The organism is Rhodoferax sp. GW822-FHT04A08 (genome assembly GCF_058801025.1).
In genome coordinates this window covers 387,744-400,880 of record NZ_JBXAMW010000001.1, presented here as the reverse complement: position 1 = coordinate 400,880, position 13,137 = coordinate 387,744, and the positions used below count along the sequence as shown (strand labels likewise).

Here is a 13,137-nt window from a genome sequence, read left to right as displayed (position 1 = left end):
CGAATTGGGATTGGGGGATTTCAGTTCAAGGCACGCAGTGCGCCTCAGGCTGGCTGCTCGATTTCAAACACCTGACGCAAATAGGCCAGATAACGTTCGTCCTCGCACATGTTCTTGGAGGGTGTGTCAGAGAGTTTGGCCACAGGCTGGCCGTTGCAACGCACCATCTTGATGACGATTTGCAGGGGCTCGTAGCCCAGATCGTTGGTGAGATTGGTGCCAATACCGAAAGCCAGTTGGCAACGCCCCCGGAACTGCTGGTACAGCTCAATGGTGCGTGGCACGGTCAGCGCGTCACTGAAGATCAGCGTCTTGGTGCGTGGGTCGACACGGTTTCGCGTGTAGTGCTCCAGCATGCGCTCGCCCCACTGGAACGGGTCGCCACTGTCGTGCCGTGCGCCATCGAAGAGCTTGCAGAAATACATGTCAAAGTCGCGCAGAAAGGCATTCATGCCATAGACGTCACTGAGCGCAATGCCCAAGTCTCCACGGTATTCCCGGGCCCAGGATTCAAAGGCAAAGATCTGGCTATCACGCAGGCGCGGCCCCAGCGCCTGACAGGCCTGCAGGTATTCGTGCGCCATGGTTCCCAGGGGGGTGAGGCCCAGCTTCATCGCCAGCAGCACATTGCTGGTGCCGGCGAGTTGACCCGGCATGGAGCGCGCCTGTCCGGGGCTGTGGCTGGTGCCCAGGCGTGCCGCCAGCACGCGCATGACTTCCTCGTGCCAAGCGCGGGAAAAACGGCGCCGGGTTCCGTAGTCTGCGATCTTCAGGTCGCTCAGGCCTTCGGCCCGCAACTGGCCGATCTTCACATCCAGGCGCTTGCGCCCTTCGACAAAGTCCGGCACCTTCTGCATGTTGCGGAAATAGACCTCGTTGACGATGGCCAGAACCGGTATTTCAAACAAGATGGTGTGCAGCCAGGGGCCGACGATCTCGATGCCGATTTCGCCCGACGGCAACGGCGTGACCGTGATGTACTTTTCGTTGAGCTTGAAGAGGCCCAGAAAGTCCACAAAGTCGCTCTTGATGAAGCGCATGGAGCGCAGGTAGGCCAACTCGCTGTCCAGGAAATGCAAGCCGCACAAGGCCCGGATTTCCTCACGGATTTCATCGACAAACGGAGCCAGCTGGATTCCGGGGTTGCGACATTTGAAGCGGTACTCTACCTGCGCACCGGGGAACTGGTGCAGCACCGCCTGCATCATGGTGAACTTGTAAAGGTCGGTATCCAGAAGGCTGGTAATGATCATGTTTCGTTGTGCTCGGAAAGGGGCCGGCTGATGTGCCCGGCCACCAGTGTAATGACCCGGTCCGCATGATCGGACAGTAGGGCATTTTGTTCCGCAATCAACATGGGCAAACCCTGTGCTTTCAACGCCAACAAGGCATCGCGAATCGACTCCACCAACACCGGTGCGATCCCTTCACACGGCTCATCCAGCAGCAGCATAGTGGGCGCAGTCATGAGCGTGCGGGCAATGCTGAGCATTTGCTGTTCTCCCCCGCTCATCTCAGCCGCGCGGCGTTTGCGCAGAGGCTTCAGCGGGGCAAACATGGCAAATACCTGTTCCAGTTGGCCATACATGTCAGGCTGCTGACCATGAGACACGCCAGGACGTGCGGCCACGGTGAGGTTCTCCAGCACCGTCAAATCCGCAAAAAGGCGCCGGTTTTCGGGCACATAACCCAGCCCCATCAAGGCGCGCCGATGCGGTGGCAAAGAGGAAATCTCCCGTCCAGCAAAAACAATACCTCCTTGCGCACGCGGTCCCAGACCCATGAGGGACTGCAGCAAGCTGGATTTGCCAGCTCCGTTGAGCCCATCCAGCACCACCAGCTCGCCCGGCTTCACCTGCAAGGACACGTCAAAGAGGGCCTGTGCGTCCCCAAACCAGGCGTTGAGTCGAGTCACTTCAAGCACGGGCCCCCTCCTCCGTCATTCGGAAGGAATGCCCCAAGTAACGCGAGCGCACCAACGGGTTCGCGGCAACTTCCTGCGCACTGCCGCTGGCCACAATGCACCCCTCCATGAGCACCATCACACGATCCGCCACGCCAAACACTGCGTCCATGTTGTGTTCGGTGTACAGCACGGCCAGGGGACTGCCAGCGCTCGGATTACGGGTCAGCGCCTGCACCAGACGCATCAATGCGGCGCGCTCTGCGGGTGCCAGGCCAGCCGCCGGCTCATCCAGCAACAGCAGTCTGGCGGCGCGGGTTGTTTGGGCTGCTCGCTGCGATGTGCCAGGTTCCAGCCCGGCCAGCGCCATGGCCAGCTCGAGCCGCTTCTTGGCGCCGTAAGGGAGTTGGCGTGCATCCAATGCAGCCTGTTCGTGCAAGTCCACACGTTGCAGCAGCGCGAGGGCACGATCCTGCGGCATGGCATCCAGCGATCGCAAGGGGTGGAGTACCGGTGTATCGCGCAACAAAAGCTGCACGTTTTGCAGCACGGTCAAGGCCTCGAAGGTCTGCGCCACCTGAAAAGTGCGCGCCATGCCGCGATGCAGGCGCTGCGCTGGCCGCAGCAGGTCCACCCGCTCGCCATTCCACACGATCTGTCCGGCGCTCAGTGCATGCTGCCCCGCGATGCAGGCGAAGGTGGTGGACTTGCCTGCCCCATTGGGACCAATCAACGCCACGCACTCACCGGGCAGAACCTTGAAACTCACGCCACGAACCGCCTGCATGCCACCAAAGTGACGAGCCAGATCGCGTACCTCCAGACCCGACGTTTCAGTCATGAAAATCCCTGGTCGCAAGCGCGCGGCGAAATCCGAGCAGGCCCGAAGGCGCCCACACCATGATGATCATCACCAGCAGGCCCAGCGCTCCGCGCCAATAGTCAAACCCGCGGCCAAGCGCACTACTGGCCACGACCAGCACCAAAGCGCCGGCCACGCTGCCCCAGAGCTGGTGCATGCCACCCAGCAACACCACCAACAGGATATCGACCGAGGTGGCAACCGTCAGGGCTGATGGGAACACCGAGCCCTTGTGCGCGGCGAACAGGCCACCGGCCAAGCCGGCCATCGTCGCACTGAGCACCAGCATGTTCCATTTAACCCGATACAAGGGCAGACCACTGGCAGCAGCCCGCAAGGGCGCATCCCGCACGGCCTGCACAGCCGCGCCCAGGGGCGAACGCACCAAGCTCCGCAACAAAACAACGGCCCCCACGGCCAACAGCACCTGCAATGCGTAGAAAACCGGTCGGCCAGCCTCCGTAACCAGTTGCAGGCCGATCAGACCGTTGTCGCCCCCGGTCACCGGGCCCCATTGGCTTGCCGTGGCCCACAGGACCTGCGCCAACGCCAGCGAGAGCATCGCCAGATACACACCGCTGCGGCGTACCAGAACGAGCCCAGCCAAGGCAGCCAGACACAAACTGGAAACGCTGGCCGCCAATAGGGCATGCCCCAGGCCCCAACCCCAGCTCAGATGCACCCATGCAGCAACGTAAGCCCCCAATCCGAAGAAGGCCGCATGACCAAAGCTCACCAGGGCACCCAAGGCCATCATGGCCTGCAGGCTCACACCCACAACGATCAGTATCAGTGCATCACCGCACAGTGATTGCCAATACGGTCCGGCAGACCATGCCAGAGCGGCAAGCCCGACCAGGCCAACACACAACCACGAGAATCGCGCGGCGGTTCGCGGCCATAGGGCAAAACGGATGCCCTGCTCATGTGGCACGGGTTGCAGCTCGGTTCCCGCCAGCCCCTGAGGGCGCAAGGCCAGCACCAGCCCCATGGTGACAAAGACCAGGACCAGCGTGGCCTGAGGCATCAGTGCGGTCCCCAAGGAGTGCACCTGGCCGATCAGCAAAGCCGCCAGAAAGGCGCCACCAACGCTGCCCAGCCCGCCCGTCACGACCACCACAAATGTTTCTACAATGATGTTCATGTCCATCTGAAGGTTGGCTGGCTCGCGCGGCAACTGCAGCGCTCCGCCTAGCCCCGCAAGTGCACACCCCAACGCCACGGCAATCAGCATCAAGGGACGGGGTGATACGCCCAGTGCGGACAGCATGTCACGGTCCAACGTGGCCGCACGCAGGCGCACACCCCAGCGCGTGTGATGCAAGGTGCCATGCAGAACGGCCCACAGCAACGGCCCCAGCGCAATCGTGAGCAACTGATACGTGGGGAAAAAGCCGTCGCCGATGGCAATCGAACCCTTGAGGCCAGGAAAGCGTGGCGCAAACACTTCGTCGGGTCCGAATATCCAGCGCATGCCATCGTGCATTGCCAGCGTCAAACCAAAGGTGGCAACCAGCTGATAGAGCTCAGGGACGCCATAAAGCCGGCGCAACAAGACCACCTCAGCCAGCGCACCGGCCAATGCGGCACACAGCGCTCCCAACGCCATGGCGCAGGCATACAGCCATGCGTTATCAGCCCACGCCGGAAACCAGCCCACCAGCCAGTGGGCCGCAAAGAGCGCACCCAGCATGAAGAAGCTGCCATGGGCAAAATTGACGATGCGCGTGACCCCGAAGATCAGGGTCAGTCCGGCTGCCACCAGAAACAGCGTACTTGCGTAGCTCAGTCCGTCCAGCAGTGCAATCGCCAAGGCAGCCATTGCGGCGCTTCAGTCCAGCCAGTGCGTGAAATCTTGTACCGGCACGCGGGGTGTGTGAAACGTGTTCACAATGGCCTGTTCATCGGCATGGCCCAGGGCCATGCCGCAGACCAGCATTTCGTCTGGGCCCGCGCCAATCAGCGGAAGGACGATGCTGGAAAAGCCGTTCCATGCCGCCTGCGGGCAGGTGTCCAGCCCCAGCCCCCGAGCGCACACCATGATGTTCTGCAGAAAAGCACCGTAGTCCACCAGGGAGCCGCGGCCCATGACGCGGTCCACGGTAAACATCAGGCCCACGGGCGCGTCGAATAGACGGAAGTTGCGCTGGTGTTGCTCATGCATCTTGTCCTTGTCGCCCTTGCCGATACCCAGCAAGCCATACAGACTCCAGCCATTTTCGCGACGCCTATCGATGTAGGGGCTGACCCATTTCTGGGGATAGTAGTCGTACTCTTCCTTGTAGAGCTCCGCCAGGCTGGGGTCGGCGCGCAGAGCGTCATGGGCAGCACATGTCAGGCGCACCAGTTCGTCGCGCTTGGCTCCCTGCAGGACGTACACCTTCCATGGCTGGCAATTGGTGCCCGACGGCGCGCGACTGGCGACCTCCAGAATGTGCTCGATGTCGGCGCGGGCAACCGGTTGCTGGGTGAATGCGCGCACCGAGCGTCGGGAGGTAATAGCTTCGTCTATCGCAGAGCGGGTCATGCAGCGGTCTCCAGGAGGTTTTTCAAAGGGATGGGAAGGTCTACCGGTCGGTGCGTCTGCGCATCTACGTAGACGTGCACAAAATGGCCTTTGGCCGCGCACGCTCCGGACTCGGAGAACACCGCCAGCTCATAGCGCACACTGCTCTTGCCCAGGTGCGCAATGCGCAGCCCAACATCTACAGGCTGCGGGAAAGCCAGCGGCGCAAAGAAATTGCAATGCGTCTCCACCACCAACCCTACGGTTGCGCCGGCATGGATATCCAACACACCACTCTCGATCAGCCAGGTGTTGACCGCAGTATCGAACCAGCTGTAATAAACGACGTTGTTGACATGCCCATAAATATCGTTGTCATTCCATCGCGTGGGTATCGTGCGAAAGACCTTGTAGGCACTGCGCGGTTCGGGTTCTGGGCGCTGGGTAGGCGTGGTAGACATCCCTTGATTTTGCCAGTCCGTCGACGATTCAATTCGGTGGTGTCGCGGGCGTGACCGGCCCCCTCACCACCGTAAACATTTAGAAGCTCCTCTCTAAATTGCTGCATCGCAACAAAAAGGGCTTGCAAAGGCCGGATGCCTGACTACAATGCAAACCATGCTGCGGTGCAACATTGAGTCGCACAAGCCCCATGGGAACGCAGGCAAGTAGTCCCGTCGATTCATACCTATTTGGAGTTACAAAATGTCCGTTCTTACCGTTGAACAAGTCGTCGCAGCACAAAAAGCCAACATCGAAACCCTGTTTGGTCTGACCAACAAGGCATTCGAAGGCGTTGAAAAGATTGTGGAACTGAACCTGACGGCCTCCAAGGCTGCCCTGTCTGAAGTTTCCAGCCACGCCCAGACCGTTCTGAGCGTGAAGGACGTGCAAGAGCTGATCGCCCTGCAATCCGGCCTGCTGCAACCCCTGGCCGAAAAGACCGCTGCCTACAGCCGTCACCTGTATGACATCGCCACCAGCACCGGTGCCGAGTTCACCAAGGCTATCGAAGGCCAGGCCGCCGACGCTCAAGCCAAGTTTGCAACCCTGGTTGACAGCGCTGCCAAGAATGCACCTGCTGGCTCTGAAGCCGCTGTTGCCATCCTGAAGAGCTCTGTTTCTGCCGCCAACAACGCACTGGAATCCGTGCAAAAGGCTGTAAAGCAGGCCACTGAAGTGGCAGAAGCCAATTTCAACGCTGTTGCTTCCACTGCTACCAAAGCAGCCAGCACTGCCAAGAAGCGCTAATTTCGACGCCAGAAAGAGAATATTTGTCTTTTTTCTCTTCTGGCTCTAGAAACCGAGGGAAAACCCTGAGATAATTAAACCCATCAGGAACTCTTTGTTTCTACCGGTTGTCTCCTCGGGTCCTTTCGAAACCATCAGGTTCAGGGATCCCTTCAAGGCCTCGTTGCAAGACGGGGCCTTTTTTTTGGCTCAACCATTTCACCGGGTCTTGGCAGCGATGGCCGCACGCAACAGGGGCAAGGCTTGCAGCATGGCCTGGCGGCCCGCCTCGATGGAGCGCTTGCGTGCGCTGAAGTCGGCACTCGATATGCCGGAAAGATTGGGGCGAATCACCACATCAGCATCTTTGAGCTCATAGGCGTTGATGCTCTTGCCCATGATGGAAAACGTCTGGAGCAGGATTTCCAGGGTTCCGCCCGACAAGTTACCGTCCGGCGGTGTGGAAATGTCCACCGCAATGACCAGCTCAGCGCCCATTCGGCGCGCAGCACGTACTGGCACGGGTGACACCAGCCCGCCATCCACGTAGTCGCGCCCTGAAATCCGCACTGGCTGAAATACGGCTGGAACCGCGCTGGAAGCCCGCACCGCCGTGGCCGTATCCCCGCGCTGGAACAGCGTCTCCTGTCCGCTATTCAAGTCGGTAGCAACAATGCCCAGAGGCAGGGGCATATTTTCTATGAGCCGGCCATTCACCTGCGCATTGACATAGCGGCCCAATGCCTCGCCACGCAATGCTCCTCGGCTAAATATTTGCAGGCTCCAATCGGCGATTGCCGCCTCTTCCATGGTTTCGGCAACCTGCTGCAACTGCGCACCGTTCTTGCCGCTAGCGTAAATGGCAGCGACCAGACTCCCCGCAGAAGTTCCTGTCACCAATGTGGGACGTATGCCCGCTTCCTCCAGAACCTGAATCACGCCCACATGGGCAAACCCACGCGCTGCGCCGCCACCCAGGGCCAGGCCGATTCTGGGCGGCACCTTGATGGCAACGGGAGGCTGCACAGGCTGCGTAGGTACTGGCGTTTCGATGACGGGTGCCGATGAGCAAGCAGCCAAAACAAGTGCCAGCAAGGCGGGGAAAAAGAAGGGGCGAAATGACGTCATTGCGTTCGGAAAGGACCGGTGTTTCTATATCCGCTATTCTGTCTGCAAAGGCGACGCCTTCTGCGGCTCCCGATATTGCGAGGAATACCTGTGAAAGTCCTGGGATTTGGAATTCTCTTCATCTTGTTGATGGCCGCAGCCGTGGTGCTGGTGGGTCAACTGGGTTTGCTCAAAGGCCGCATGCCCGCCGATCTGGGCGTGCGCGAAGGCAAACTGAAACCGCCCTCCTCCACGCCCAACAGCGTCTCCAGTCAGGCGGATCTGTACCCCAACCATCCGCAGCGGGACTATGCGCGCATCGCGCCCTTGGGATATACCGGCGACGGAGATGCGGCCATGGCCCGGCTGGCGACCCTGTTGAAGGGCATGGATCGCACCACCGTTGTCACCCAGCAGGCAGATTACCTGTATGTCCAATGCACCACCGCTGTTTTGAAATTTACAGACGACGTGGAATTCTGGCTGGACCGCAGTGCACACGTCATTCAGGTTCGCTCCGCCAGCCGACTGGGCGCGTCGGACTTGGGTGTCAACCGCAAGCGCATTGAAAAAATAAGGGCCCAGTTCCAGAAGAACTGAGCCCTGTTTGGCCTGCGCCGCATGGCGCAGTATTGGATCAGCCTGCGGTAGCTTCCTCCGGCTTGGACTTGCCTTCCTTCTTGGGCAAAGGCTGGATGTCCAGCAACACTTCGGTCTTGCTTTCGTCCTTGTCGTCCAGATCCACCGTCAGGCGACCGCCGTCGGTCAGGCGACCAAACAGCAACTCGTCTGCCAGCGCACGCCGGATGGTGTCCTGGATCAGACGTTGCATCGGTCGTGCACCCATGAGCGGATCGAAGCCCTTCTTGGCCAGATGCTTGCGCAACTTGTCGGTGAAGGTAACGTCCACCTTTTTCTCGGCCAACTGGGTTTCGAGCTGGAGCAGGAACTTGTCCACCACGCGCAGGATGACGTTTTCATCCAGCGCCTTGAAGCTCACCAACGCATCCAGGCGGTTGCGGAATTCCGGTGTAAACAGGCGCTTGATGTCTGCCATCTCGTCGCCCGCTTCGCGCGGATTGGTGAAGCCAATGGTGGCCTTGTTCATGGTCTCGGCACCCGCATTCGTCGTCATGATGATGATGACGTTGCGGAAGTCTGCCTTGCGTCCGTTGTTGTCCGTCAAGGTACCGTGGTCCATCACCTGCAGCAGCACATTGAAGATGTCCGGATGTGCCTTCTCGATTTCGTCGAGCAGCAGCACCGCATGCGGTTTCTTGGTGATCGCCTCCGTCAGCAATCCGCCTTGGTCAAAGCCCACGTAGCCGGGAGGCGCACCGATCAGACGGCTCACCGCATGGCGCTCCATGTACTCGCTCATGTCAAAGCGAATCAGGTCAATGCCCATGATGTAGGCGAGCTGCTTGGCAGCTTCGGTCTTGCCCACGCCTGTCGGTCCGCTGAACAGGAATGAGCCGATCGGCTTGTCGCCCTTGCCGAGTCCGGAGCGGGCCATCTTGACGGCCGCTGCCAGCACGTCGAGCGCCTTGTCCTGACCGAACACCACGTTCTTGAGATCGCGCTCCAGCGTCTTGAGCTTGCCGCGGTCATCGTTGGACACATTGGCCGGGGGAATGCGGGCAATCTTGGCCACAATCTCTTCGACCTCGGTCTTGCTAATGGTCTTCTTGCGCTTGCTGGCCGGCAAAATGCGTTGTGCGGCACCCGCCTCGTCAATCACGTCAATGGCCTTGTCGGGCAGATGACGGTCATTGATGTACTTGGCGCTCAGTTCAGCAGCGGCCTGCAGAGCAGCCACCGCGTACTTGACGTTGTGGTGCTCCTCAAAGCGGGACTTTAGCCCCTTGAGAATTTCCACGGTCTGCTCAACGGTAGGCTCCACCACGTCCACCTTCTGGAAACGGCGTGACAACGCCGCGTCTTTTTCAAAGATGCCGCGGTATTCGGAGAATGTGGTCGCACCAATGCACTTGAGCTGGCCAGAGCTCAGACCTGGTTTGAGCAGGTTGGACGCATCCAGCGTACCGCCGGAAGCAGCGCCCGCACCGATCAGGGTGTGGATCTCGTCAATGAACAAAATGCCGTGTGGCTTGTCCTTCAGTGCCTTGAGCACACCCTTGAGGCGCTGCTCAAAATCGCCACGGTATTTGGTACCAGCCAGGAGCGCACCCATATCCAGCGAATACACCACGGCCTCGGCCAGGATTTCCGGCACGTCGTTCTGGGTGATGCGCCATGCAAGACCTTCGGCGATGGCGGTCTTGCCCACGCCCGCCTCTCCGACCAGCAGAGGATTGTTCTTGCGACGGCGGCACAGGATCTGGATGACGCGCTCCACTTCGTACTCGCGACCGATCAGCGGGTCAATCTTGCCTTCCTTGGCCAATTGATTGAGGTTGACGGTGTACTGTTCCAGCGGAGAAGATTTTTCGTTCTTCTCGCCACCACCCTCTTCCGACTCGCTGGGTGCATCATTGGACTTGGTAGCTTCGGGCGGGTCGCTCTTCTTGATGCCGTGGGCAATGAAGTTGACCACGTCCAGTCGTGTCACACCCTGCTGATGCAGGTAATACACGGCATGGGAATCCTTTTCGCCGAAGATGGCCACCAGCACATTGGCGCCAGTCACTTCCTTCTTGCCACTGCCGGTGCTTTGCACATGCATGATGGCGCGTTGAATCACGCGCTGGAAACCCAGTGTGGGTTGCGTATCCACCTCGTCGGTACCCGCCACTTGGGGCGTGTTGTCCTTGATGAAGTTGGCCAGCGATTTGCGCAGGTCGTCGATGTTGGCCGAGCAGGCGCGCAACACTTCGGCAGCACTGGGGTTATCAAGCAAAGCCAACAGCAGGTGCTCCACGGTAATGAATTCGTGGCGTTGCTGACGCGCCTCCACGAACGCCATGTGCAGGCTAACTTCCAATTCTTGGGCAATCATGTGGTTTCCTTTGCCTTGCGTTGATGATTAACTGTAAACCGTTTTGAACGACAGAGTTGCAAGGTCTGGGGTTCTTCTCAAAATTCAACCGGCTCGGCCAAACATTTCAGCGGATGCCCCGCTTTATGCGCCGCATCCAGGACCTGGTCCACCTTGGTGGTTGCCACATCCTTGGAATACACGCCGCACACGCCTTTACCGTCCAGATGAATCTTCAACATGATCTGCGTGGCAGCCTCCAGGTCCTTTCCGAAGAACTCCTGAATCACCACCACCACAAACTCCATGGGGGTGTAGTCATCGTTGAGCATGACCACCTGGTACATACCGGGCGGCTTGACCCGCAGGGGAACCCGCTCGAGCACCACCGAATCACTATCATCCCGATCCGGCACGCGTACCGGGTTGGGAGGTGGGGTTTCAGGTTTTTTAGTTGCCATGCTTTCGATTCTATCGATCACCCTCAAAGACTGCATCACAGTCATGATCTGGTGACATTCTTGTGGCAATCAAGACACAGGAACGAAAAAACCGCAGAAGACCTTCAATCCAGCTGCGGTTTTTTGCCTGCCGCGCGATGAGCGGCCGGGATGTGGTTTACATCTGGTCGATCATGACCTGCCCGAAGCCGGAGCAGCTCACCTGGGTAGCCCCCTCCATCAGGCGGGCAAAGTCGTAGGTCACCTTCTTGCTCAGGATGGCTTTTTCCATGGACCGCAGAATCAGGTCGGCCGCCTCTTTCCAGCCCATGTGGCGCAACATCATTTCGGCCGAAAGGATTTCGGAGCCGGGATTGACATAGTCCTTGCCCGCATACTTGGGAGCGGTACCGTGGGTGGCCTCAAAACAGGCCACCGAGTCGGACATGTTGGCACCGGGGGCGATGCCAATGCCGCCCACCTGGGCCGCGAGAGCGTCGGAAATGTAGTCGCCATTCAGGTTGAGCGTAGCCAGCACCGAGTAGTCCGCGGGGCGGGTCAGGATCTGCTGCAGGAAGGCATCGGCAATCACGTCCTTGATGACAATGTCCTTGCCCGTCCTGGGATTCTTGAAACGGCACCAGGTGCCGCCATCAATGGGTTGCGCGCCAAATTCGCGCTTGGCCAGGGCGTAGGCCCAGTCGCGGAAGCCCCCTTCGGTGAACTTCATGATGTTGCCCTTGTGCACGATGGTCACATTGGGCTTGTCATTGTCGATGGCGTATTGGATGGCCTTGCGCACCAGGCGCTCGGTTCCCTCGATGGACACGGGCTTGACGCCAATGCCGGACGTGTCGGGGAAGCGGATCTTCTTCACCCCCATTTCTTCCATCAGGAACTTGATCAGCTTCTTGGCCTGGTCGCTCTTGGCTTCGTATTCGATACCCGCGTAAATGTCTTCCGAGTTTTCGCGGAACACCACCATATTGGTTTTCTCGGGCTCCTTGACCGGGGACGGTACGCCCTTGAAATACTGCACCGGACGCAGGCACACATACAGGTCCAGCTCCTGGCGCAAGGCCACGTTCAACGACCGGATTCCTCCACCAACCGGGGTGGTCAGCGGGCCCTTGATGGAAACCACGTATTCGCGCAGCGCCAGCAGCGTCTCTTCCGGCAGCCAGACGTCCGGGCCGTAGACACGGGTGGACTTCTCGCCAGCATAGACCTCCATCCAGTGGATCTTTTTCTTGCCGCCATAGGCCTTGGCAACGGCAGCATTCACCACCTTGAGCATCACCGGCGTGATGTCCAGCCCGGTTCCGTCTCCTTCGATGTACGGAATGATGGGTTCATCGGGAACATTCAGGGACATGTCCGCGTTGACACTGATTTTGCTGCCTTGGGCAGGAACTTGGATATGCTGGTAGCTGGACATGAATAACCGTCTCCGTGGATGGGGAATCTTGTTGGAGCACCTGTGTGGCACCACAAGACAATGCGCTGAGCCATATTATCCGCAATGTATGGTGCACTCACGGCAATGCCTTGCACTTCGCGGGCGCCTTTAGACCTGCATCAAGCTCCTGCAACTTCGAATTGGCCGCCCGGTATTTGTAAAGTCACGGTGAACCTGACCGGACCACACGGGCGCCAAGCGGACATGCTTCAAAATAGCGCCATGAAATCCATTTACACCGCTTGCCTCTCCCTGGTCCTGTGTTTCGCCGCTCCGGCATGGTCGCAGGGAACGCCGCAAACGCAGCTGCAGCGTATCACCCTGTCCGCCGGTATCCACCAGATCGATACCCAGGTGGCCCTGACACCGGAACAGCACCAGATCGGCCTGATGTTCCGCTCGGAAATGCCCCAGAACGAGGGCATGATCTTTGTGTTTCAGGCGCCCAGCAAGCAGTGCTTCTGGATGAAGAACACCGTTCTGCCACTCACTGCGGCATTTGTTGCGGATGACGGCACCATCGTGAACCTGGAAGACATGAAGCCGCAGACCACGGACTCCCATTGCTCGCTCAGGCCGGTCCGCTATGTGCTGGAGATGAACCAAGGCTGGTTTGCCAAGAAAGGCATCAAGGCCGGCAGCAAGCTCAACGGCAAGATCTTCACCCAGGAAGGCGCCAACTAGGCATCTTG

At 59.3% G+C, this 13,137-nt stretch carries 13 protein-coding genes; 3 read left to right on the top strand and 10 right to left on the bottom strand.

The window, feature by feature from the left end; genetic code table 11:
* Nucleotides 1-44 precede the first annotated feature (44 nt).
* The 6 genes from pncB to AC1RMF_RS01810 are packed head-to-tail and all read right to left on the bottom strand — an operon-like array spanning nt 45 to nt 5,732.
* Nucleotides 45-1,253, bottom strand: coding sequence for a nicotinate phosphoribosyltransferase (gene pncB / locus AC1RMF_RS01835; protein ID WP_493139099.1), 1,209 nt, complete (start codon nt 1,251-1,253; stop codon nt 45-47).
* Nucleotides 1,250-1,924, bottom strand: a complete 675-nt coding sequence (locus AC1RMF_RS01830; protein WP_493139097.1) for an ABC transporter ATP-binding protein — start codon at nt 1,922-1,924, stop codon at nt 1,250-1,252. The genes pncB and AC1RMF_RS01830 overlap by 4 nt, the downstream gene beginning before the upstream one ends.
* Nucleotides 1,917-2,744 carry an ABC transporter ATP-binding protein gene (locus AC1RMF_RS01825; RefSeq protein WP_493139095.1) on the bottom strand — a complete coding sequence of 276 codons (828 nt, stop codon included), beginning with the start codon at nt 2,742-2,744 and terminating at the stop codon, nt 1,917-1,919. The genes AC1RMF_RS01830 and AC1RMF_RS01825 overlap by 8 nt, the downstream gene beginning before the upstream one ends.
* Complete coding sequence (locus AC1RMF_RS01820) at nt 2,737-4,587, bottom strand: ABC transporter permease (RefSeq protein WP_493139093.1); 1,851 nt, start codon at nt 4,585-4,587, stop codon at nt 2,737-2,739. The genes AC1RMF_RS01825 and AC1RMF_RS01820 overlap by 8 nt, the downstream gene beginning before the upstream one ends.
* Before the next feature lie 9 nt (nt 4,588-4,596).
* Entirely contained in the window at nt 4,597-5,292 is a 696-nt protein-coding gene (locus AC1RMF_RS01815) for a nitroreductase (protein WP_493139091.1), read from the bottom strand.
* Entirely contained in the window at nt 5,289-5,732 is a 444-nt protein-coding gene (locus AC1RMF_RS01810; protein ID WP_342617853.1) for an acyl-CoA thioesterase, read from the bottom strand. The genes AC1RMF_RS01815 and AC1RMF_RS01810 overlap by 4 nt, the downstream gene beginning before the upstream one ends.
* A 244-nt stretch (nt 5,733-5,976) precedes the next feature.
* Between AC1RMF_RS01810 and AC1RMF_RS01805 the strand changes: the two genes are divergently transcribed.
* Complete coding sequence (locus tag AC1RMF_RS01805) at nt 5,977-6,522, top strand: phasin family protein (RefSeq protein WP_342617854.1); 546 nt, start codon at nt 5,977-5,979, stop codon at nt 6,520-6,522.
* Nucleotides 6,523-6,720: 198 nt separating this feature from the next.
* On the opposite strand, the gene AC1RMF_RS01800 is transcribed toward AC1RMF_RS01805, so the two are convergent.
* Entirely contained in the window at nt 6,721-7,629 is a 909-nt protein-coding gene (locus AC1RMF_RS01800; protein ID WP_493139088.1) for a patatin-like phospholipase family protein, read from the bottom strand.
* 90 nt (nt 7,630-7,719) lie between these two features.
* Here AC1RMF_RS01800 and AC1RMF_RS01795 point away from each other — a divergent pair, with 90 nt between their 5' ends.
* Complete coding sequence (locus AC1RMF_RS01795) at nt 7,720-8,208, top strand: DUF1499 domain-containing protein (protein WP_493139086.1); 489 nt, start codon at nt 7,720-7,722, stop codon at nt 8,206-8,208.
* A gap of 37 nt (nt 8,209-8,245) precedes the next feature.
* Here the strand turns inward: AC1RMF_RS01795 and clpA are convergent, their stop codons facing one another.
* From clpA to icd, 3 genes are all read right to left on the bottom strand, one after another.
* Nucleotides 8,246-10,567: an ATP-dependent Clp protease ATP-binding subunit ClpA gene (gene clpA / locus AC1RMF_RS01790; protein WP_493139083.1), complete on the bottom strand. Its 2,322-nt coding sequence runs from the start codon at nt 10,565-10,567 to the stop codon at nt 8,246-8,248.
* A gap of 77 nt (nt 10,568-10,644) precedes the next feature.
* The gene (clpS, locus tag AC1RMF_RS01785; protein WP_342617858.1) at nt 10,645-11,007 is read right to left on the bottom strand and encodes an ATP-dependent Clp protease adapter ClpS; all 363 of its coding nucleotides are present in this window, start codon (nt 11,005-11,007) and stop codon (nt 10,645-10,647) included.
* A 157-nt stretch (nt 11,008-11,164) separates the two neighbouring features.
* Nucleotides 11,165-12,424, bottom strand: a complete 1,260-nt coding sequence (icd, locus tag AC1RMF_RS01780) for an NADP-dependent isocitrate dehydrogenase (RefSeq protein ID WP_493139080.1) — start codon at nt 12,422-12,424, stop codon at nt 11,165-11,167.
* Nucleotides 12,425-12,667: 243 nt separating this feature from the next.
* Here icd and AC1RMF_RS01775 point away from each other — a divergent pair, with 243 nt between their 5' ends.
* A complete protein-coding gene (locus AC1RMF_RS01775; protein WP_342617860.1) occupies nt 12,668-13,129 on the top strand; it encodes a DUF192 domain-containing protein in 462 nt (153 codons plus the stop codon).
* Nucleotides 13,130-13,137: the final 8 nt, after the last annotated feature.

What these genes read in the sequence shown, in the direction of transcription:
- AC1RMF_RS01810 (WP_342617853.1), bottom strand. Translation starts at nt 5,732, where the DNA reads ATGTCTACCACGCCTACCCAGCGCCCAGAACCCGAACCGCGCAGTGCC.
- AC1RMF_RS01805 (WP_342617854.1), top strand. Translation starts at nt 5,977, where the DNA reads ATGTCCGTTCTTACCGTTGAACAAGTCGTCGCAGCACAAAAAGCCAAC.
- AC1RMF_RS01820 (WP_493139093.1), bottom strand. Translation starts at nt 4,587, where the DNA reads ATGGCTGCCTTGGCGATTGCACTGCTGGACGGACTGAGCTACGCAAGT.
- icd (WP_493139080.1), bottom strand. Translation starts at nt 12,424, where the DNA reads ATGTCCAGCTACCAGCATATCCAAGTTCCTGCCCAAGGCAGCAAAATC.
- clpS (WP_342617858.1), bottom strand. Translation starts at nt 11,007, where the DNA reads ATGGCAACTAAAAAACCTGAAACCCCACCTCCCAACCCGGTACGCGTG.
- clpA (WP_493139083.1), bottom strand. Translation starts at nt 10,567, where the DNA reads ATGATTGCCCAAGAATTGGAAGTTAGCCTGCACATGGCGTTCGTGGAG.
- pncB (WP_493139099.1), bottom strand. Translation starts at nt 1,253, where the DNA reads ATGATCATTACCAGCCTTCTGGATACCGACCTTTACAAGTTCACCATG.
- AC1RMF_RS01775 (WP_342617860.1), top strand. Translation starts at nt 12,668, where the DNA reads ATGAAATCCATTTACACCGCTTGCCTCTCCCTGGTCCTGTGTTTCGCC.
- AC1RMF_RS01815 (WP_493139091.1), bottom strand. Translation starts at nt 5,292, where the DNA reads ATGACCCGCTCTGCGATAGACGAAGCTATTACCTCCCGACGCTCGGTG.
- AC1RMF_RS01825 (WP_493139095.1), bottom strand. Translation starts at nt 2,744, where the DNA reads ATGACTGAAACGTCGGGTCTGGAGGTACGCGATCTGGCTCGTCACTTT.
- AC1RMF_RS01800 (WP_493139088.1), bottom strand. Translation starts at nt 7,629, where the DNA reads ATGACGTCATTTCGCCCCTTCTTTTTCCCCGCCTTGCTGGCACTTGTT.